The organism is Halobacillus sp., from assembly GCF_049282395.1.
Classification (GTDB): Bacteria; Bacillota; Bacilli; order Bacillales; family Halobacillaceae; genus Halobacillus.
The window spans coordinates 1-20,949 of record NZ_JBAPTY010000168.1 but is presented as its reverse complement, the minus strand read 5'-3'; the positions used below and the strand labels follow the sequence as shown (position 1 = coordinate 20,949).

At 43.0% G+C, this 20,949-nt stretch carries 22 protein-coding genes; 8 read left to right on the top strand and 14 right to left on the bottom strand.

Annotation, left to right across the window (positions count from 1 at the left end):
* Positions 1-458: 458 nt before the first annotated feature.
* The 5 genes from WAM07_RS07830 to WAM07_RS07810 form a co-directional block, all read right to left on the bottom strand.
* Complete coding sequence (locus tag WAM07_RS07830) at positions 459-1,745, bottom strand: IS110 family transposase (protein ID WP_422165931.1); 1,287 nt, start codon at positions 1,743-1,745, stop codon at positions 459-461.
* 814 nt (positions 1,746-2,559) lie between these two features.
* The gene (locus WAM07_RS07825; RefSeq protein WP_422165930.1) at positions 2,560-4,338 is read right to left on the bottom strand and encodes an ABC transporter ATP-binding protein; all 1,779 of its coding nucleotides are present in this window, start codon (positions 4,336-4,338) and stop codon (positions 2,560-2,562) included.
* A gap of 79 nt (positions 4,339-4,417) precedes the next feature.
* Positions 4,418-4,945, bottom strand: coding sequence for a nucleoside tri-diphosphate phosphatase (locus WAM07_RS07820; protein WP_014642322.1), 528 nt, complete (start codon positions 4,943-4,945; stop codon positions 4,418-4,420).
* Between the two features lie 193 nt (positions 4,946-5,138).
* Complete coding sequence (locus WAM07_RS07815; RefSeq protein ID WP_014642320.1) at positions 5,139-5,321, bottom strand: gamma-type small acid-soluble spore protein; 183 nt, start codon at positions 5,319-5,321, stop codon at positions 5,139-5,141.
* Between the two features lie 126 nt (positions 5,322-5,447).
* The gene (locus WAM07_RS07810; protein ID WP_422165929.1) at positions 5,448-6,293 is read right to left on the bottom strand and encodes a LysM peptidoglycan-binding domain-containing protein; all 846 of its coding nucleotides are present in this window, start codon (positions 6,291-6,293) and stop codon (positions 5,448-5,450) included.
* Between the two features lie 272 nt (positions 6,294-6,565).
* On the opposite strand from WAM07_RS07810, the gene WAM07_RS07805 reads away from it, so the two are divergent.
* Entirely contained in the window at positions 6,566-6,790 is a 225-nt protein-coding gene (locus tag WAM07_RS07805; RefSeq protein ID WP_422165928.1) for a cytosolic protein, read from the top strand.
* Here WAM07_RS07805 and mutY read toward each other — a convergent pair.
* Complete coding sequence (gene mutY, locus WAM07_RS07800; RefSeq protein WP_422165927.1) at positions 6,780-7,868, bottom strand: A/G-specific adenine glycosylase; 1,089 nt, start codon at positions 7,866-7,868, stop codon at positions 6,780-6,782. The two genes, WAM07_RS07805 and mutY, sit on opposite strands and share 11 nt — an antisense overlap.
* Positions 7,869-7,928: 60 nt before the next feature.
* On the opposite strand from mutY, the gene WAM07_RS07795 reads away from it, so the two are divergent.
* On the top strand, positions 7,929-8,933 hold the full coding sequence (locus tag WAM07_RS07795) for a metal-dependent hydrolase (RefSeq protein WP_422165926.1): 1,005 nt from the start codon (positions 7,929-7,931) through the stop codon (positions 8,931-8,933).
* A 47-nt stretch (positions 8,934-8,980) separates the two neighbouring features.
* Here the strand turns inward: WAM07_RS07795 and WAM07_RS07790 are convergent, their stop codons facing one another.
* The gene (locus WAM07_RS07790; RefSeq protein WP_422165925.1) at positions 8,981-9,247 is read right to left on the bottom strand and encodes a YfhJ family protein; all 267 of its coding nucleotides are present in this window, start codon (positions 9,245-9,247) and stop codon (positions 8,981-8,983) included.
* Positions 9,248-9,361: 114 nt separating this feature from the next.
* Between WAM07_RS07790 and sspK the strand changes: the two genes are divergently transcribed.
* On the top strand, positions 9,362-9,535 hold the full coding sequence (gene sspK / locus WAM07_RS07785; RefSeq protein ID WP_087946046.1) for a small acid-soluble spore protein K: 174 nt from the start codon (positions 9,362-9,364) through the stop codon (positions 9,533-9,535).
* Positions 9,528-9,671, top strand: a complete 144-nt coding sequence (locus WAM07_RS07780) for a YpzG family protein (RefSeq protein WP_158512348.1) — start codon at positions 9,528-9,530, stop codon at positions 9,669-9,671. The genes sspK and WAM07_RS07780 overlap by 8 nt, the downstream gene beginning before the upstream one ends.
* Before the next feature lie 35 nt (positions 9,672-9,706).
* On the opposite strand, the gene WAM07_RS07775 is transcribed toward WAM07_RS07780, so the two are convergent.
* Entirely contained in the window at positions 9,707-10,048 is a 342-nt protein-coding gene (locus WAM07_RS07775) for a YfhH family protein (protein WP_422165924.1), read from the bottom strand.
* Between the two features lie 116 nt (positions 10,049-10,164).
* Here WAM07_RS07775 and WAM07_RS07770 point away from each other — a divergent pair, with 116 nt between their 5' ends.
* The gene (locus tag WAM07_RS07770) at positions 10,165-10,824 is read left to right on the top strand and encodes an SDR family NAD(P)-dependent oxidoreductase (RefSeq protein ID WP_422165923.1); all 660 of its coding nucleotides are present in this window, start codon (positions 10,165-10,167) and stop codon (positions 10,822-10,824) included.
* A 131-nt stretch (positions 10,825-10,955) separates the two neighbouring features.
* Here the strand turns inward: WAM07_RS07770 and WAM07_RS07765 are convergent, their stop codons facing one another.
* The 4 genes from WAM07_RS07765 to glcT all read right to left on the bottom strand — a co-directional run bounded on the left by WAM07_RS07765 (position 10,956) and on the right by glcT (position 14,676).
* A complete protein-coding gene (locus WAM07_RS07765) occupies positions 10,956-11,165 on the bottom strand; it encodes a hypothetical protein (RefSeq protein ID WP_422165922.1) in 210 nt (69 codons plus the stop codon).
* A gap of 102 nt (positions 11,166-11,267) precedes the next feature.
* Positions 11,268-11,534, bottom strand: coding sequence for a phosphocarrier protein HPr (locus tag WAM07_RS07760; protein ID WP_422165921.1), 267 nt, complete (start codon positions 11,532-11,534; stop codon positions 11,268-11,270).
* Between the two features lie 24 nt (positions 11,535-11,558).
* Positions 11,559-13,595 carry a glucose-specific PTS transporter subunit IIBC gene (gene ptsG / locus WAM07_RS07755; RefSeq protein WP_422165920.1) on the bottom strand — a complete coding sequence of 679 codons (2,037 nt, stop codon included), beginning with the start codon at positions 13,593-13,595 and terminating at the stop codon, positions 11,559-11,561.
* Positions 13,596-13,833: 238 nt separating this feature from the next.
* On the bottom strand, positions 13,834-14,676 hold the full coding sequence (gene glcT, locus WAM07_RS07750; RefSeq protein WP_422165919.1) for a glucose PTS transporter transcription antiterminator GlcT: 843 nt from the start codon (positions 14,674-14,676) through the stop codon (positions 13,834-13,836).
* Between the two features lie 209 nt (positions 14,677-14,885).
* Here glcT and WAM07_RS07745 point away from each other — a divergent pair, with 209 nt between their 5' ends.
* Entirely contained in the window at positions 14,886-15,677 is a 792-nt protein-coding gene (locus WAM07_RS07745) for an HAD family hydrolase (protein ID WP_422165918.1), read from the top strand.
* 40 nt (positions 15,678-15,717) lie between these two features.
* Here WAM07_RS07745 and WAM07_RS07740 read toward each other — a convergent pair whose 3' ends face one another.
* Complete coding sequence (locus WAM07_RS07740) at positions 15,718-16,479, bottom strand: NUDIX domain-containing protein (RefSeq protein ID WP_422165917.1); 762 nt, start codon at positions 16,477-16,479, stop codon at positions 15,718-15,720.
* A 1,097-nt stretch (positions 16,480-17,576) separates the two neighbouring features.
* Positions 17,577-18,389 (bottom strand): recombination regulator RecX, encoded by an 813-nt coding sequence (gene recX / locus WAM07_RS07735; protein ID WP_422165916.1) that lies wholly within the window; start codon positions 18,387-18,389, stop codon positions 17,577-17,579.
* Between the two features lie 125 nt (positions 18,390-18,514).
* Between recX and WAM07_RS07730 the strand changes: the two genes are divergently transcribed.
* Both WAM07_RS07730 and WAM07_RS07725 read left to right on the top strand, forming a co-directional pair.
* Entirely contained in the window at positions 18,515-19,420 is a 906-nt protein-coding gene (locus WAM07_RS07730) for a TIGR01777 family oxidoreductase (protein ID WP_422165915.1), read from the top strand.
* A gap of 105 nt (positions 19,421-19,525) precedes the next feature.
* Complete coding sequence (locus WAM07_RS07725; protein WP_422165914.1) at positions 19,526-20,647, top strand: amidohydrolase; 1,122 nt, start codon at positions 19,526-19,528, stop codon at positions 20,645-20,647.
* The last annotated feature ends 302 nt before the right edge of the window (positions 20,648-20,949 follow it).

Genomic DNA, 20,949 nt, shown 5'->3' with positions numbered 1-20,949 from the left:
GGCTACGGAAACAACTCGCTTTCCTACGGGGGAACTGGCAAGCCTCCCTCAATGTTTTAAGCATTACGCCGAATTTCTCTGTTTTTCTCTCGTTTTCTCTTACTCATAATAAAGGATAAGCTGCGTGAATGACATCCATACCCAGGAATAGCTGATATTGGAATATATAGAACTATTCCAATACGCTGGAAAGGTATTATTCCCAGTTATTAGGCGATTTCATAATCGCACATTTGGATGTCCACATAACGACATGGTGGTGAATCCTCCCACGTCTCTCGGCGTCTATGCGCGCACATTCCTTTGTTCGACCTACCATGTGTGGATGCCGGAAAAGCTCCTCGGGTGGGTCTTTGCCCTCATGCTTGGAATAAAACCGGCTTATCCGTGCTTCGATTGTCGTTCGTAAGAGTCTTGCATCAAAAAACAGAGGCGACGGCTTCTATAAAACGTTGGCGTTACGCGGCTTTCTGTCCCCCCGAAAGGTGGGGAATATCCTGAATCATCCGGTGCTCGTTAAAGGAACAATCACGTGTCCTGATCACAAAAAATATTCTGATGAGTTTCCGAGCTAAAGCGATATAAGCTTGTTTTCCTGTCAACTGGTTCCCCGTTCGCTTACGGTAATAGGCATAGAGTTTTTGGAACGCCGGGTTGTGCTGGGCTAAAGGACGGGCGACGAGGTAAAGGATGGTTCGCAGTCGCCGTCGGCCACGCTTCGTAATGGTCGTTTGCCCTTTGAACTTCCCTGATTCATTTTTAGCTAAATTAAGCCCGGCCAGTTTGATGATTTGTTTGGGATCCCTGTAGTTCATTGGATCCCCGACCTCTGCGAAGAAAGCCACCACGGTCATCGGACCAACGCCATGGATCGCTATCATCTTGTCCGCGCCAGGCACAGTGAGGACCAACTCTTCGAGTTGAGCTTCAAGAGCCTCTAATCTCGACACCAATGCCCGATATTGATGCACGAGATAATCGATCTCCTGGCGCGCCATGGAAAGCCCTACCGTCACTCCTGTACTGGAAGCAGCCACTTGAAGGAGGTCTCTCACCTTTTTCCTGCTTGTGCTTTTATTAACATGGGTTTTCAGTTCTTGAAGAAGGTCTTCTTCAGATCTTTGGCAAAGGTCTTGCGGGAGATAGCTCTTCTCCAATAGATACAGAACCGTTTGGGTCGTCCATTTATCATAAACGCCCAGGAGCTCGGGAAAATACCGGTCGAGGGCGTTATGCATGCGAGCCTTAAGGGCCGACAGGTCCTCTTGGATCATGTCGTGCAGTTTCATACCTTCTCGTAATTCGGCAAAGATCCCTTCCGGTAATAACGGTTCGTGGTATCGCCCATCACGAATGATTTGAGCGATCACTTTGGCGTCCTTCGTATCATTTTTCGAAGGGGAGTCGTCGTCCAGTTCTTTGGATCGCTTGACTTTTGTAGGGTTAACCACGACGGGGAAAAGGCCTGCAGCTTTAAGTTGGTAAGCTAGGTTAAGCCAATAATGCCCGGTTGGTTCCATTCCCACGATAATATGGGGACGCTGGTGTTGGGCAGCCAGCTCGTTCCCCCACGCCAACAGCGCCTGAAACCCGGCCAGGTTATTGGAAAAGGTTAACCGTTTGGTTAAATCCCTCCCTCTATCATCAATCGCTCGCGCCACGTGTTTGTGTTTGGCTACATCGACTCCGATGATCAGGGTTTGTTCGTGAATTTGCGAAAGTCTCCGGTTTTGTGTAAAATCCATAATATAAGTCTCCTTCTAGTCGTAAATTTAGAGGTCATGCATGACACTCTCTATCGTACTAGGAGGACTTTTTTTATGCACATAGCATTTACTAGGATATTTCTGCATTTTGAAAGGTGACAGGAATGCTCCTCGGTCGTTTCACTCCCTGTGGGGTCTCGCCTCGCTCCTGCTCCCGCGGGAGTCTCATCATTTCCCCACCAACCCAACTATAATTTTGCGAACGGAACCTGCCAGTAGAAAAAGCGGGAACCTTAAATCGTCTTAAATGCTTCTATAGCAGCGTTTACACCCTAGACAGACTCGGTGCTTAGTTGACCACATAGGTTATTCTTCCTCATATGCAGGCCTTTACGTAACGATCTCTCCATGATCGTAAAGGGGCGGAAGGGAACGGCGAAGACTCCTGCGGGATGAACATGATCGGTGAGATCCCGCAGGGCTGTTAAGTCCGAGGAAGCTCAGCACATGCCCGCGGAAAGAGAGTCATTCCATGGAGCCCCTTTCTCCACCCAATACCTCGAACTAGATTCTTCAACTAACCGGCCCTACTAAAATTTTTAAGAGAGCCTTATGTAATTAGCATATCGCCGCGTGTTACTTTTTCCCTGCTGAGATAGCGAAGATCAGTAAGAATAAGAAAACCAACCCTACTCCTATGAGAATATTTTCGATGCTCATGCTTTCCTCTCCCCTCCGAATGACCTGTGCTGTATTAAGTGTCATTATTTCAAAATACCGCCACAAGCACAATCAGGAAACACACAAAAAAGGCTGAACCCTGAAGGATTCAGCCTTTTTTCAATGGTATCTTTTAAGTTTGTAAATATTCCTTGGAACCTGGTTTATCATCCAGCTCCTGCATTTGATATAGATTGTAGTAGTTTCCGCGTTTATCCATTAGTTCACGGTGAGAACCTACTTCTACAATTTCACCATTTTCAATTAACACAATTCGATCCGCATGTGTAATGGTCGAAAGGCGGTGAGCGACAATAAAGGTAGTACGATCTGAAGCGAGTCGTTCTAAAGCACCCTGTATAAGACTTTCGCTTTCCAGATCAAGCGCTGAGGTCGCTTCATCCAGCACGAGCAACGGTGGATTTTTTAAGAAAATACGAGCGATAGCTACCCGTTGTTTCTGGCCACCGGATAATTTGACACCGCGCTCTCCAACCAGTGTATCGTACCCATTTGAAAGATTCGTGATGAATTCGTGAGCATTTGCAGCTTTAGCCGCTTCGATGACTTCTTCATCCGTAGCATCAGGATTACCCATACGGATGTTCATGGAGATGGATTCACTAAAGAGAATATTATCCTGCAGCACCATCCCAACTTTATCCCGCAAGGAACGGGCCTCTACATCCCGAATGTCCATACCGTCAATCATGATTCTGCCTTCTGTAACATCATAAAAACGAGGGATCAGGCTGATCAGGGTGGACTTACCTCCACCGCTCATTCCAACAAAAGCAACCGTTTCTCCTTGTTTCACATCTAAGCTGACTTTATTCAGTACAAGCGGTTCTCCTTCGTCATATCTGAAGGAAACATTCTCAACTGAAACGTCGCCATTTACTTTCTCCAGTTTCTTGGCCCCTGGTTTATCCACGATATCGTATTTTTCGTCCACGAGTTCAAACACACGATCCATAGAGGCAATCGATTGAGTAAGAACGGTCGCAGAGTTAACCAGGCGGCGGAGTGGACTGTATACACGTTCCATATAGCCCGTGAAAGCAACCATTGTACCAATAGTTAGTGAACCAGTTATAACTTGATAGCCCGCAAAGGCAATAACAAGCAGCGGGGCCAAATCCGTAATGGTATTGGTAACAGAATATGTGTAAGCATTCCAGTTCGTGTGCGTAATGGCTTTATCAAGAAAGTTTTTGTTCTGCACATCGAATTGGTCCTGCTCATAATTCTCGAGCGCAAAGCTTCGTGTCACCGGAATCCCCTGAACGCGTTCGTGCAGGTGACCCTGGACTTGAGCAAGCGCCTGAGAACGGTCACGGGTTAAGTGACGGAGCCTGGCATAGAAATACTTGACCGCAAAACCGTATAACGGGAAAAGGGCAATCGAAACAAGAGTAAGCCAAACATTCATCGTAAGCATAATTATAATTGCAATGACAATCGTAAACATATCGAGCCAAATATTCATTAGGCCGGTAATGACGAATGTTTTGGTCTGTTCCACATCATGAATAACCCTGGAAATAATTTCGCCTGTCTTTGTTTTTGAATAGAAGCGCAGGCTGAGCCGTTGAATATGATCAAACAGCTTTTCTCTAACATCATAGAGGATATTGCTTCCGATCCACTGAGCCATATACTGACGAATGTATTCAATAGGCGGGCGTATAATCATAAACACGAAAAAAGCCCCGCCCATCAGCCATAACAGCTGATCTATTTTTTCAGATTGGGCCAGCGAATCCGCGTTGATAATATCATCAATTACATATTTCGTAATTAAAGGCATTAATAATGGGATCGAAAACTTTACGACACCTATAAGTACGGTGAGGATAATCTTTCCCTTATAGGGTTTTACAAACTTTAAATAGCGCTTAATACTGTCCAAACGAAACACCTTCTTCCTTTCCTATCCTTACCTTACGAACAACAAGGATGCGCACTTATCTAGAAGTGCGCATCTGACGTTACCTATACGTTAAATAGCGTTCATACCATTGATCAATAAATTCCGGTGAAAACGGCCCTTTTCTCTGGCGGATCCAGCGAATAAGTATATCTACGTTATTATACAATATCCGGTCCAGCACATGAGGATAATTCATTCTGCGTTTGTGGATTTCATATTCATCCTCATCGAGAAGTTTATAGGTCATATCCGGAAACACTTTAATGTCTAAATCGTAATCAATGTATTTAATCATTTCATCCTCATATATAAAGGGAGAACTGATATTGCAATAATAGTATACTCCATCATTTCTCAGCATACCGATAATGTTAAACCAGTATTTGGAGTGAAAGTAGCAGATCGCGGGTTCACGTGTCGTCCATCTCCGCCCGTCACTTTCAGTGACAGTCGTCCGATCATTTGCACCAATAATGACATGGCGGGTTCCCTTCAGAACCGTAGTACTTTCCCAAACGCGATGGAGATATCCATTATGCTTGTAACTTTGAATTTCAATCCGCTTTCCTGCTTCTGGGCCGGGCATGTTGATCCCCCTTCCCTTTTGTAGTCCGATCATGCCTTCTGTCTATTATAACTACAATTGGAAAGGAATGAAAATAATTAACCTCTTTAAAAATTTACGTAAAAAAAGAAGCCGCCAATTGGCGGCTTCTCTTATTCGGGGGATTGATACAGGCTAATAAAACAGCCTGGACAAGCCTTAACCATCAATCAGGTTATTTTTTCTTAGCCTGAGATTGTTGGTTTTGCTCACGTACTTGTTGAGCATCCGTTTGAGATGCAAATTCAGCACCATATTGTTGGTTCTGATTTTGTTGAGCAGCTTGTTGGTTCTGTTGTTTAACGTGTTTTTTGTCTGTACCAGCAGCTGTTTTGTTTTGTTTTGGTTGCTTAGCCATGTTTATCACCTCCGCAAAGATTATTGTGTACACTTCTCTTTGTTTTCATTCTAAAAATAAATTATTTTTTTCAGTTCCATGAAAAAAGGCGCTTCTTCGAGGAGAAGCGCCTTTGGTGCCAAGCTGTTAATTCATTATTCTTTTTGTTTCGATATAGCGGGACGACCAATAATTACTGGTCAGAGTGGCAATGGATATGCCATATGTAGATCCACTATGAATAAATTGGTTATTTCCAAGATATATTCCAGCGTGAGAAGCTCCTGGTTTGTAAGTTTCAAAAAAAACAAGGTCTCCCGGCTGACGATTAGAATGGCTCACGGATTCTAAGCTGGAGTGAGCATAAATAGAAGCCACTGTTCTCGGAATACGGATCCCCTCTTTAGCAAAAACGTACTGTAGAAAACCGCTGCAATCAAATCCCGAAGGTGACTCTCCTCCCCACTGATAAGGAGTTCCTAAATATTTCTTAGCTTCCTGGATCAAACTTGTACTTGAAAAGGTGGATACGGGTTCTGGGGTGGTCAAATTGGATGAAGAAACCGAATCTTCAGGGAAGGAGTTTCCACTTACCTTTAATTTTTGATTGGGGTAAATCGTTGCGCTGGAAAGATGATTTACATTCATTAGTGCTGATACAGACATCCCGTGCTTATTCGCAATCGCCCATAAAGAATCGCCGCTTTTAACCGTATATGTACGAGCGCTCGAAGATGATGGAGAATCTGAGTCTTCTATGGTTGAGGTTTTTGTCTTATCAACAATTAATTGCTGCCCCACATAAATGACATTAGATGAGAGATCATTCCATAATTTAAGCTCAGTAACGGACGCCTCATACTTTTGGCTAATTCTCCATAATGTATCTCCAGATTCTACTTGGTGAGTTTCCTCTGCAAATACAGCTGTGCCCCAAAGCAAGGCACCTGCTAAGCTGCCGCAGACCGCTGCTGTCCATCTTTTTTTATCCATTCTTCATCCCTCTGTTCCATATGTATTTTTTTGATCTACTTTCTGAAACTAATTATTCACAAAATTGATAAAAAAGTAAATAGTCCTAAACATAAACAAAACACGACACATTCTCCTGAACCTTTGGTACTACTATATTAACAAAACTATATTACATTTTTATTACAAGTGTGTTAACTATTCCTTCGAGGGTGCCTAAAGTCCCGAATTCCTTTTATTGACGGGTATGGCTCAACCAAATCAACACAAAGTAAATCGAGGAGGGATTTCAATTGTATGAAGGAAGAGATTTTACGCGTTTATCCATGGAATCAAAGCAGGATTGGAAGGATGGAGAGCTTGGTTATTTCCATTATGCTTTATCTCAAACCGCTCCGTACCTAAATTCTGAAGGAGTTACCATATTGAGGGAAATCAATGAAGAAATAAAGCGCCGCGGAGGTCTTCAACAGCGGGAAGCTGTTTGGACGAGCGACGCTTCTACATTTATGGGTTAATATATTTGTGAGCTTTTTGGTGAGAAACTGGGAATGGATAGTCGTTCCTTTCATCCAGGGTTACAAAGCGGGCTCGCTCATGGTCAAGTTCACCACCGATGATTTCCGCTGTTACGACTTCCATTTCCCAAATTAAATGAGAAAATACATGCTTGATGGTTTGTTTCGTTTCTTTTAACTCAATTGTTAAACCGTATTCCCCGTAAAACCAATGCGGAGCTGATTCCCGGTCTACATCCCCAAGTGGTACCATGGGATACTGCCACAATGAAGCAAGGAGACCACTTGAGGGTCTTTGCTCAATGAGGACCTCCCTCTGCTCATTTTGAATCAACAGCAGCATATAAGGGGCTTTCTTTTGTTTTTTCTTTGAGGATTTAATCGGCAGTTCCTCTTCAATCCCCTGTTCAAAAGCGCGGCATTGCTCCTGAATTGGACAGAGTAGGCAAGACGGGTTTTTCGGTGTACATACCAATGCCCCAAGCTCCATTAGACCCTGGTTAAATGAAGAAGGATCCTCATGGGAAATCAGTTCTGTTATGAGTTCTTCAAATAGTTTTTTTGTGCTTGGCTTCGCAATATCTTCTTCCACATGCAAAATCCGGGATAGTACCCGCATGACATTTCCATCTACAGCCGGAATAGGCTTGTCATATGCAATACTTAAGATCGCCCCTTTGGTATAAGGGCCTACACCTTTTAACTTTGCAATTTCCTCCGGTTCTGAAGGAACCACTCCTTGATATTCCTCAACAACTTCTCTTACTGCGTTTTGCAGATTTCTAGCACGGGAATAGTAACCTAAACCCTCCCACGCCTTGAGCACTTCCTGTTCGTCTGCCTCTGCCAGGGCTTCTAGCGTTGGGAATTTCGTCAAAAAGTTATTAAAATACGGAATGACTGTATCGACACGGGTTTGTTGGAGCATAATTTCTGATACCCACACACGATAAGGATCCTGGTTTTCTCTCCAGGGTAAAACCCGTTGTTCATTTCTAAACCATTGAATAAGATTCTGTCTAAATAATTCTCGATCGAAATTTTGAATAATTTGCTGGACTCTTTCTAAATTTTTCATGGATCAACTTCCTTCGTGATAAACTACTAGTAGAATGGCTGGCCCAAAGGAGGAATCATCATGGACACCGGCACACACGTGGTCATGGGTGTGGCACTAGGAGGGATCGCTACACTTGATCCAGTCGTCCAATCCGACCCTGCCTTGTTCAATGCCGTATTAATCGGGACCTTAGTCGGTTCTCAAGCCCCCGATTGTGATACTGTATTGAAGTTAAAAGATAATGCGACCTATATCAGACACCATAGAGGAATTACCCACTCCGTTCCCGCGGTCCTTTTGTGGGGACTAAGTATTCCGAGCCTCATCTATTTATTCACCCCTGAAGTGAGTTTTCTGCATCTATGGCTATGGACTTTCCTAGCTGTTATCTTGCACGTTTTCGTGGATATTTTCAATGCATATGGAACTCAGGCTTACCGGCCCTTTACCAACAGGTGGGTGGCTTATGGATTTATCAACACATTTGACCCTTACATTTTCATTATGCATCTTGCCGGAATTGTAGCATGGAATCTAGGGGCGGATCCCGGTTTGATGTGGCTCTTGATCTATTTTGTTATCGCCGTTTACTATGTCAAACGGTATTTTGATAAACGGGAAATGGTTCGATTAATTAATGAAAATTTCGACCAGGTCGAACAAATCGCTACATCTCCGACCATCCAGCAGAACATCTGGAGAATAGCCATCACTACACCTACGAATTATTATGTAGGACGTGCAGAAAACGGCCATATCACCATACTGGATAAATTCATAAATAAACCGATTGATTATGAGGATCCTGTGGTACAAAAGGCTTTAACAGATCATAATATCAAAGCGTTTTTATCCTTTTCTCCTGTGTACCGCTATGAAATCACCTATTTTGATGAGTACACAGAAGTACGCTTCATTGACTTACGTTATCGTTCTAAAGGCCGCTATCCATTCGTTGCCCTTGCCCAGATTGATGATGAACATGGAGATAACTTAAAGATATTAAATTCCTACACCGGATGGGTGTTTACGGAAGAAAAGCTTCAGGATAAGGTTAGTCCGATTCCTGAGTCTAAAGGTTAAATCACTTTAAAAGCCGTGCTATTAAAACAGCACGGCTCTTTTCTTTATCAATGCATGCGTCTTTTTTTCTCAAAAAGTTCCTGGTATTTAGGATTTGTAGCGACATATTCATGAAGCTTGGGTCCATAGTTTTCAATCCAGCGGGTGACAATCTGTTCAGTCACTTGCTTGCCTTGATAATCGTGCCCAGCCTTTGCCCTTGTGGAATCAAAGTCTTCCCATAGTAACTCCACCCAGGTTCTTGCTTCTTCTATCGTCATATGACCATTTTTATAATAGAGCTGATCAGCTAATCGCTCAAATATTTCATTCATTGTGTGATTCACCTCAACTTTACCAAGGATTACAACCTCATTGTATCACATACTTACTACGCACCTGCACATACTATAATTGTCCCCCACAAAGGGACAACAGGAGGGTATCCAATGCGTAATAAGTCTAAAAACTTTCCGAATGTAAAAATGACACACTCACCGGATGATCAAAGCGATATGCTCGCTTTACGTCCAAATGGAACCATTAATAACCAGCCGCAAGAGCGGGCGGCTAAGTCCAGAGAACGTGACGTTAACCAAATCGGGAGGAATCGCCGTGGGTAAGAAAAACTTTAGACCAAGTGCATCGCCTTTTTACGCTCATAGAGGCGTTAAACACTTAAGTAATAAAGTAAATGGCGAAACAGAACAAACGCAGTCTGATATCATTACTGAAGTTCAAGCTAAAAAACGCATGTAAAAAAACAGCGCGCGATCATTCGCGCGCTGTTTTTTCTAATTCTCTATTTTTTGTCCTAACATGGATATTGGAAGAGCCTCTTCTGATTCTTCCGTCACTTTAACGCCGGCTTGATTGCGGCGGTACCCCCATGCGAAAACTCCGTTCATATACTGAATATAAAAGGTGTTCTCAGGATCACCTTCTATTTCATAAAGTTCCCCCGGTCCAAATTCCTGCGGATTGATCATATATGATTTAGCCATGATGATTTTACGCTCATGTACCGCAAACTCATTAACCATGCCGAATTGTTCAGCTTTCTGCGCTTTCTCCGTCAAGTCAGCAATTTCCTGCCTTAATTCTTCCTGACTCATATCACTAAATCGACGTTCCATTCTATTCCTCCTCAAAACCTTACATACTAAAAGGATGTTACGCCTTTCTTTACATTTTATCAGGCTTTCTTCACAATGAATAATGATATACAAAAGATAATCAAGGAGAGAGGTTCATGAGTACCGTATTCATTACTGGCGCCGGATCAGGACTAGGCAGGGCATTGGCCCACCAGTACGGAGCTGCCGGATACAGAGTCATCGTTACTGGGCGCACAGAGAAAAAGTTATTAGTAGTACAGAGTGAAATTGAAGAAAAAGGAGGACAGGCAGAGGCTATTGTCTGTGATGTGACGGAACCAGCCTCTATTTCGGAGGCATTACGTCAGGTCGATGATTTAGATGTCCTGATCAATAATGCCGGGCTTGGAATATTTGGCGAACTCCATACGTACACGAAACAGCAAATGGATGACATGTGGACGACAAATGTTCGCGGTACCATGTTAGTGACACAAGCCGCCTATCCTAAACTAAAGGAAGCAAATGGACGAGTACTGAACATTATCTCTACGGCCGGACTGCGCGGGAAGAAAAATGAAAGTGTCTATTGTGCCAGTAAATTTGCCGTTAAAGGATTTACAGAGAGTCTGCAGAAAGAGTGGGAAGAAGAGCCTTTGACCGCCACTTCCGTCTTTATGGGCGGCATGAATACACCTTTCTGGAAGGAGTCCACTCACGTCTCCAATCCCGATCAGCTAAAGGGACCGGAAGGCGTAGCTGAACAAATTTATAACGAAGATGATGGACGTAAAGAAATTGTTATCGACCAGTAAGCTTCGAACTTACCTCGCATTTTGCGAGGTTTTTTATTTGTTTTGTATTCGGCAGTGTTAAATCACTGTTTTTAACGTGAATGATAAGCTCCGAACGTGCGGTGCGTCATCTTAATTGAGCCGTGAGCCAACTAAATTGAGCCGTGGTACACCTCAATTGCGCCGTGAGCTAACTCAATTGGGCCGTGCCCCACTTCAATTGGGTCGTGCCTCACTTCAATTGGGCCGTGCCTCACTTCAATTGGGCCGTGCCTCACTTCAATTGGGCCGTGCCCCACTTCAATTGCGCCGTGCCTCTCCTCAATTGCGCCGTGCCTCTCCTCAATTGCGCAGTAGGACACCTGAGATTAAGTCAGCACCTTCCAACTGTTAAAGAAAATATTCAGGATAAGAAAAAAAGAAGCTGGCCCAATGGACCAGCTTCTTCCTTTATTCATGAGGTCTTACTCGCCAAGACCTTCTTCTTTCGCTTTAGCTGCAACAGCTTCTACAGCTTCGTCTTCATCAGAACCTTCAGCGGTGAATTTAATCTCTGCACCTTTTGGAATACCTAAAGACATTACACCCATAATGGATTTCATGTTGACGGATTTCCCTTTATATTCAAGGTTCACTTCGGATTGATACTTTCCAGCTACTTGTACAAGTGCTGTTGCTGGACGAGCGTGTACGCCGTCAGCCGCAGTTATTTTCATAGAATGTTCCTTCATGACGATATCTCCTTTTTTTAAATATTATTTTGTAATCTCAATAATATCCGGATCGTTATGCTGCACTTCTCCAGAGGCTTTAACACGAACTTCTTGCCCTTCGGCTAAATTGGTGAATACAATCGGCGTAATAGCGGATGTAGCATTATTTCTAATGTAATCTAAATCCACTTCCATTATCGCCTGGCCTTGTTTCACTTCATCGCCTTCGGAAATAAGTGCTGTAAAGCCTTCTCCCTTCAAGCTTACGGTATCGATTCCGATATGAACAAGAATTTCCATTCCGTTCTCGGCTTCTATTCCAATCGCATGTTTGGTAGGGAAAATATTAAGGATTTTACCGTTTACCGGCGAAACTATCTTACCATCTTGCGGGTCAATTGCAAAGCCATCCCCCATCATCTTACCAGAGAACACTTGATCAGGCACGTCTGTAATCGGCATAACTTTACCTTTTATCGGGCTGATGAAGTTAAGTTCACCTTTTGATACAGGAGCTTGAGCGGCTTTTTCCTCATTTACAATTTCTGCGACATCTTCACGGGAACGAGGCGTCTTGCCATCAATAATGTCCTGCATCTGTCCACGAAGTGTATCGGAAACCGGACCGAAGATCGCCTGAATATTGTTTCCTACTTCCATAACGCCGGAAGCGCCAAGTTTTTTAAGTCTATTTTTATTTACATTCTCTTTATCGTTTACGGAAACGCGTAGTCGTGTAATACAAGCATCTAAGTGGGAGATATTTTCCTTACCACCCATAGCTTGCAGGATTTCATACGGAAGATCTCCTACTTCACCTTGGTCTTCTTCGTCATCTGCTTCATCTTCACGTCCCGGCGTAGCTAAGTTAAACTTAAGAATCGCCCAGCGGAAGCCAAAGTAGTAAATGACAGAGAAGATCAGTCCAACGATGATGACCCACCACCAGTCGGTACGGTTTGGAAGAACTCCAAATAGGATAAAGTCAATCAGTCCACCTGAGAAGGTCTGACCGATTTTCACTCCTAAGATTTCCATAGTCATGAAAGAAAGGCCGGCGAATACAGCGTGAATACCAAATAAGACAGGAGCTACGAACAAGAATGAGAATTCGATCGGCTCTGTAATTCCTGTTAAGAAAGAAGTCAAAGCAGCAGAAGCCATAATACCGCCGACAACTTTTTTACGTCCCGGTTTCGCCGTGTGATAAATAGCGAGCGCTGCAGCTGGAAGCCCGAACATCATAAACGGGAACTTACCAACCATAAATGTTCCTGCCGTGAAATCTACTCCATCTTTCAGCTGTTCAAAGAAAATCGTCTGGTCGCCGCGAACAATTTCGCCGGCTGCATTGGTATAGCTTCCAAACTCAAACCAGAACGGTGAATAGAAAATATGGTGCAGACCAAACGGAATTAATGATCTTTCAATTAAGCCAAAGAAGAAAGCAGAAATTGTCTGGTTTCCTTCAAGCATTAAGTGGGACAAACCATTTAATCCAGCCTGTGCAAATGGCCATACCCAAAGCATAATGATACCTAAGAATAAAGACGTAAAAGCTGTGATAATCGGAACAAATCGTTTTCCTGCAAAGAATCCTAAAAACTGAGGTAATTCAATATTAAAGTACTTATTATACAGGAAGGCGGCGAGTATCCCGACTATGATCCCCCCGAAAACCCCGGTCTGCAAGGTAGGAATACCGAGGACTTCGGCATACGCAGGGTCTGAGGTCATATCGGCGTCCACGTTCCCGAGTACACCCATAACGACGTTCATAATTAAGTAACCAATAATAGCGGCTAATCCGGCGACCCCGTCACCTTTAGCTAAACCAATCGCAACACCAACCGCAAATAAAAGCGGTAAGTTAGAAAAGACTACACCACCCGCTTCGGCCATAACCTCTAACAAGGTTTGGACCCATGGGGTACCAAAATAAGGTACTTTTTCAACAAAGCTGTCCTGAGCAAAGCTTGTACCAAAAGCAAGCAGGATCCCGGCAGCCGGCAGCAAAGCTACAGGCGTCATAAGGGCTTTACCTACTTTTTGCAACGTTCCAAAAGCATTTTTGAACATGTGATTTCCTCCTTAATTATAAATTGTGATCCAAAACTGACTTTGCTTCCTAACAGATAAAACGGTTACATTTATTTTAAAAATGAAAGCGTCACATAAGACGCGAATCATTCCAAAAGAGCAATAAAAAAGGCATGAGTATAGAAGATTAATCAGCTATCATTGGGTACACTACACCCGTATGATAACCGCGAAATCTTCCGATACTCATGCCTGATCGTGTCAGTAACACGTAACGTTAGGATTTATGGGTTAATCGTTGTAAATGAATCGTCAGATATATAGCTTCTGATTCATCCACTGGCTTCTTAAGCCACTTTTGCATCACTTTTATCAACTTCCAAGCTAAATTATAGCACACAGGGTATTCTTCTTTCAACATGTTTGTGAGCCGAATTTCTTCCCCCACACTTTCTCCCTGATGAACGCGATCAATTGCCCGGTGCAAATGCTGTACCAGGCGGTGGTAATCAATACTTTTCCTATCAATCGTGACCTTCATTGTATCTTCAACCAGCTGGACTAATTGGTTGATGAGCTGATTATGCCGATTAATCTCCCGCAGCGTTTTATCCGTGACCGCACTATGAATATGAAGCGCAATAAAGCCGATTTCGCCTTCCGGGAATTGTATACCCAGTTTGTCATAAATCATGGTTACGACTTCCATAGCGATCTGGTACTCCTTAGGATAAAGCGATTCAATCTCCTGCAGAAAAGGATTCGAAAATTGCATGTTTTTCTTAGCCCGATTAATTGCAAAAGCTAAGTGGTCTGTTAGAGCCACGTGGATATGCTGGTTCAGCTCTTCCCCCATCCTTTTTTCAATATGAAACAAGATATCATTCGTAAAATCAATGAGTTCTTCGTCGATGTGCGGGATCAGATCAACATATTGCTGCTTTTCTTTTTCATTACTCAAAAGGAACGTCTTATCCGCTTTGCTGAAAGAAACCGAATCCTCTTTTTTTCGATTAAAGCCAATCCCTTTTCCAATTAATACGACTTCCTCATAGGAAGGGTGCTCTGCAATAATCACATTATTGTTTAAGATTTTCTTAATGACTACGTTCTGCTCCATTCTATCCTCCCTCCTAAAAATCCTAATAGTTCACTTCTATTATAAAAACGGTTTCAAGTGGCTGTTTCTCTATCCTATAGTTCTTATGTTTATTTTACAAGATCACTCTCGTTCAGATATTTTCCTTTGTCTAAAAGCGCTTACGTCATGTACAATCATTAGGGTGTAAAAAAGTATTACAGGTAGGATAAAGGAAAGGAGCCTCATCCATGATTAAACTGTTTGTCAGTGATCTTGATGGGACATTACTCGGAATGGACCACTATATTAAAAATGAAGATATAGATGCGCTGAGACGGATGGTCGAACAAGGTACTCCTCTAACGGTTGCCTCCGGACGCATGGACCACGAGATAAAAGAAGTGCTGAACCGTCTCAAAGTACCGGGACACCGCATTAGTCAAAATGGAGCTTTTGTTTACAATGAAGCGGATGAACACATTCATTCTAAAACTTTTGAAGGCGATCTGGCCAGAAAGGTTATGTCTCACATTGAGCAAGAGCCTATGATAAAGACCGTTTCAACTTCTGATAAGACCTTTACGAAGGAACACAATGAATGGATTGATAAGATTTCTGAACAATTGTTTCACGACATTATTGTTGAACCTCAAATGGCCGATCAGTTCGGTACAACCATCGCTCCGTCGAAAATTACTTTGCACGGGAAAGAAGACGATGTGATCGCCGCCTACAAGAGAATCGATGAAGCTTTTGGCGAAAGAACAGACAGCTTCATCTCTCATGAGACTTGTGTAGATATTATGCCAAAGTCCATTAATAAAGGCAGCGGGCTGCATTCATTAATCTCAGAACTGGGAATACAGCCTCACGAAGTCGCCTGTGTTGGAGATTCATTTAATGACTTAGCCATGTTCGAACTTACTCCTCACAATTACGTGATGTCCACGGCTCATTCAGAGGTGCAGGAGAAAGCTAATACAATTGTAGACCACGTGCATGAAGCGATTGAAGATTTAGAGAAAAAAGGATTATTATAAGATTAAAAGCTGCTGACGTTTTATTAGTCAGCAGCTTTTATTATTCTTCCATTCGGTGGAGAAGTTCATACGGTCTTACATAGTAACTTTCAACCGCTACTCCTTGTCTATCCCTGGCGTCTTTGATTCTGGTTATAAATTGATCTCTTGTTACCAGTTCGTTTAACTCTACTTGTGATAAATCCTGAAACATGACCTCTTCCGTCTCACCAGGGCAGATTTTCAAATGCCCACCCTTATACCTTCCTTTAAAAACAATGCACACGATTCCCTGGCTCATATTGTGGTAAACGCCTGTGATCCCTTCTATGTGAGCATGGACTCCCGTTTCTTCATAAATTTCTCTCCGGATCGCTCCTTCCAGACTTTCACCTTTTTCCATTCTTCCTCCTGGCATTTCATATGTATCATTCCGGTGTTCGTTTTTCACAAGCAGCAGCTCTCCCTTTTCATTGGTGATGTAGGCAGAAACCGATACGATATGCTTAGTGAAATGGTAATCTCCAGTACTTTCAATAAAGTCTTCCTTGACCTGTTCAAATAGTGGACTTATTTCTTCTTTTCTTTGAGAGGCCGTATGATAAAGCTCTGAGGCATTCACGTTTTCCGTGATCCTTTCGTATTCCTCATAGGAATCATACTCCCATATAGATGTAATTTCATCGCGCGTCGTTGTCACATACCTCCCGATTAGACGTGCTCCATGACCTAATTGAGCGGGCAATATGTATTCGTGAAAAAAACGTGTACATGGTTCATATTGTTCGGGCCTTATCTGATATGTATATCGCTTATAAATCATAGGTCGCCTCCGCATGATTATAGTGCTTTTGTCACCTTTTAATAGTATATACGAAAATTCTTTTTAAGTTAATCAAGTACTTTTTTCTTATGCCCTCAATTAAATATCTAAATTAATTCTTATAGAATAGCTCCCGTTTGTGTAAAATTCAGTTTCGAGATAGTTGGGGTCCGTTGCCTAGAAAGGAGTAGGGTTGGTTGGGAAATAACTCGCTTTCCTGTGGCCCTGCAGGATGTAGGGTCGATCGACGTTGCCACAGGACGTGGCGACTTTAGTCGATCCTCCTTTTGCCAAGAGCCTCCTCAGTCGTTTCACTCCCTGTGGGGTCTCACCTAGATCCTTCTCCTGCGGGAGTCTCCTCATTTCCCCACCAACCCAACCATTCCAAGTGAACGGACCCTTCCAGATGAGAAAGATTCTCCTACTTAATCTGGAACAAATGCTTTAATGATAGGCTATTGTAGTAGTTACATCCTGAAAACAGGCACAAAACCACATGGTCTCATTCCTCATTACGCAGGTGATGTATGAAGTGGTTTCGAGCATTTGATTCGGCAAGGTCCGGAGGGGGACGATGAAGACTCCTGTGGAATAAACATGATCGGTGAGACCCCGAAAAGCGTTATCTTGATAAGGGTCAGCACATGCCCACGGAAAGCGAATCGTCCCCGCAGGACCTTAACTAAAAAACAATTCTCGAAACTGAGTCTTCCACAATCCGGTCCTATTGTTGAATAACTTATTTACATTGGTTTGATTGTAAAATAAATAGTGCAAATTAAAAGAGGGAGTTCTGTTATCAAACCTGTCCACCTAAATTCACCTGTATCTAGATCTTTCCAAAAAAATATCAGTTCCTTAATTGAAATGATTCCAAAAGTGAATGTCAAAGCCATCAAAAAAAAGGAAGATAAAAACCAATATTAGTCTGCTATAGTCGATAACAAGAAAAAAATGACCAGGGTAATTGAAGGTATAAATACAAACCTTTTAGCTATTTTCACCTAATCACTCACACTCTCAGCAAGTCTTACTAATCTGAAACGATCCCCGCGTAGAATTAGGTTCTATAGAAAGCCAGGACTTACTTTCTCTACTTACTCTTCCACATATTCATCTAAAAACCGTTCAATTAAGTCAAACGAGAATCCTTTACGGTACAAACCTGTCTTGATCTTTTGTTTTAATTCATATCCTTCTGCTTTATGGGCAAATTTCCGGAGTAACTTCTCTCCCTGGTAAACGACCGCTTCCCACTGCTCATCTTCACTTTCTTCCTCCGGGAGGTCAGATAATACCTCTTTTACAACATCTCCGCTAAAGCCTTTTTGCATCAGCGTCTGCTGGACATTTTGAATCTGCTGGCGAGCGGATTTCTTCTTATCGCTTTTTAACTTCTTTTCTGCGAATTTCATAGCTTTATTATATTGTTCGTCGAAAGGATAGTGTTCAAGAGCAGCGTCTGCCTGAGAAGCCTGGACCCCTTTTTCAATCAATTCCTTTTTCACAAGAAGCGGCCCCTTACTTGAGGTCATCACACGCGTTCGAACCAAAGAATTTGCAAACTCCTGATCGTCGAGCAGTTTTTCCTTATATAATCTGGAGACAATCTCATCAATGTGCTCCTCATCTACCTCTTTCTCATCTAAATAATCTCTGATTTCTTTCTCTGAACGCATTCGATAGCTTAAATAGTTGATGGCAAGGGTATAGGATTTATGGATCGTGTCTGTTTGAATCATCGCTTGAATGGTCGATTCATCCAGTTCCATATTCTTTTGAAGGCGGTATTCGATCAGAATCTCTTCACTGACACTGAATCCGTAAGCCTCCCCTTGACCATGATCTAAGAAGATATTGTAGCGTCCTTTATTTTTCTTTTGAGTGGTAATCTTAGTAAGTTTCGCCATCCTAACTCTCCCTTTTCTTCATAGTTTAGCATGATTTGGATTTACCGTTCAGCGAAAAGAATCGCTTTTATGGAAACCATTTAGTAAAATAATGGGAACGAAAGTATTTGAAGGAGGAATTATTTATGAACATAGCCGTTACCGGAGGCACAGGTTTTGTAGGCAGTCACTTATCCAACCATTTGGCTGAAGATGGTCACAACGTTTACATATTGACCCGTAGTCCTGAGAAGCATCAGGATACGAGTCAAATCACCCATGTAGGCTGGTTAAAAGAGGAGCATCATCCCGAAAAAGATTTGCCTAAGATTGATGCCATCGTAAATTTAGCGGGAGAATCTTTGAACAGCGGCCGTTGGACAGAGGAAAGAAAACGTTCTATTCTCGACAGCCGTATTCAAGCCACAGAAGGCGTACTCGATTTGATTGACCAACTTCCCGAAAAACCACATGTCCTCGTGAATGCCTCAGCCGTTGGTTACTATGGACGTTCTAAAACGAAGACCTTTACGGAAGAAACGACAACCCCTGGAAATGACTTCCTGGCTAATGTAGTTACCGAATGGGAAGAACGTGCTTCTCAAGCTAAGGAAAAAGGCGTCCGAACGGTTTATGTACGTTTTGGTATTGTCCTGGGTGAAGAAGGTGCTTTACCTAAAATGATGATCCCTTACAAACTAATGGTTGGCGGTAATGTCGGCTCAGGCGAACAGTGGATGTCATGGATTCATGTGGATGACGTTGCCGGACTGATTGATTTCGCTATTCACGATTCTGATTTACAAGGTCCTGTGAATGGCACGGCTCCAAACCCTTCAAGAAATAAAGATTTCGGAAAGACACTTGGTGAAGTGATGAATCGCCCTCATTGGTTGACCGCTCCCTCTTTCGCTCTAAAAGCCGGCCTCGGTGAAATGAGTATATTACTTTTAGATGGTCAGTCCGTCATTCCTAAAAAAGCGCTCGCTCATGGATACACGTTTAAATACCCTGATTTAAAGCCCGCCCTTCAATCGATTGTGCAACAATAAGGAGAAAAAAAGACGAAGTTTTAAAAAGCTTCGTTCTTTTTGTGCTCTAAACTAATAAATTCCAGTATAATAGTTAGTAATACTATTTGAAAGGCTGTATGTTGAATGAATACCGTTATTACGAATGTTACCATCCATCCTGTCACTTCCCCTTCCATTAAGGACGCGAAATTGCACATTGTGGATGGAAAAATTAATGATTTTGGCAGGGACATCCCTCTGCCAGAGCAAGCCGAGTATATTGATGGAAAAGGGATGGATTTATATCCAGGGTTTATAGATGTTCACACTCATTTAGGACTGTATGATGAAGGAACAGGATGGGCAGGCAGTGATGCCAATGAAACCATTGAAGCGATTACTCCGCATTTGCGGGCCATTGACGGCGCCCATCCTTTAGACCCCGCCTTCTTCTCTGCTCGAAAGGCCGGTGTAACCACCGCGCATATTATGCCAGGAAGCGCGAATATGATCGGAGGCACGACAGCGGTTATCAAAACGGTCGGTCATACGATAAACGGGATGATCCTTAAAGAAATAGCCGGTTTAAAGCTGGCGCTGGGCGAAAACCCGAAGCGGATCCACTCCCAATCAAAAAATGCCTCGATTACACGCCTTGGAATAATGGGGAAACTCCGTGAAACGTTTTATGCGGCTATGAAAGAACCGGAACCTGACCTAAGAGTCAAGCCCATTCTCAAAGCTCTGAACAGAGAAATCCCGGTCCGAATCCACGCGCACCGCGCGGATGATATTATGACAGCCGTTCGTTTCGCAGAAGAATTCAATCTGGATCTCAGAATTGAACATTGTACAGAAGGCCACTTGATCGCAGACCAGCTTGCCTTTAGAGATTTACAGGTCTCGGTAGGTCCTACTTTCACCCGCGCCTCTAAAATCGAACTGCGTAATAAAACGTGGCAGACTTATAAGATATTACATGATCACGGCATAAAAGTATCGATTACCACCGATCACCCTTATACACCTATTCAATATTTGAATATATGCGCAGCTCTTGCTGCTCGTGAAGGGATGGAAATTGAGGATGCTCTAAGGGGCATTACTATCACCCCTGCCAAAAACCTGGGAGTGGATGACCGTGTAGGTTCCATTGAAAAAGGTAAAGACGCTGATTTAGTTTTATGGAGCGGCCATCCTTTCGAATATCTATCTCAGCCCATATGGACCATGATTGATGGAAAAATGGTATATTTTCAAGAATAGCAACAAATGCTAACACCGGTATAATCTACCGGTGTTTTTTTTATGTTTGTTGCATGGCTCTCTTAAAAGGAATTGTTGCTTTTTTATTAGGGGCTTATTACGCTAAAGAGCCGTTTAGTTGAAGACTCAGTTTCGAGATATTTTATGAGAGGAAAGGTCCTGCGGGGGATAATTTGCTTTCCGCGGGCATGTGCTGAGCCTCCTCGAGCTAAAGCTCTCCGGGGTCTCACCGATCATGTTCATCCCGCAGGAGTCTTCATTATCCCCCTCCGGACCTTGCCCAATCAGAAGCTCGAAATCAC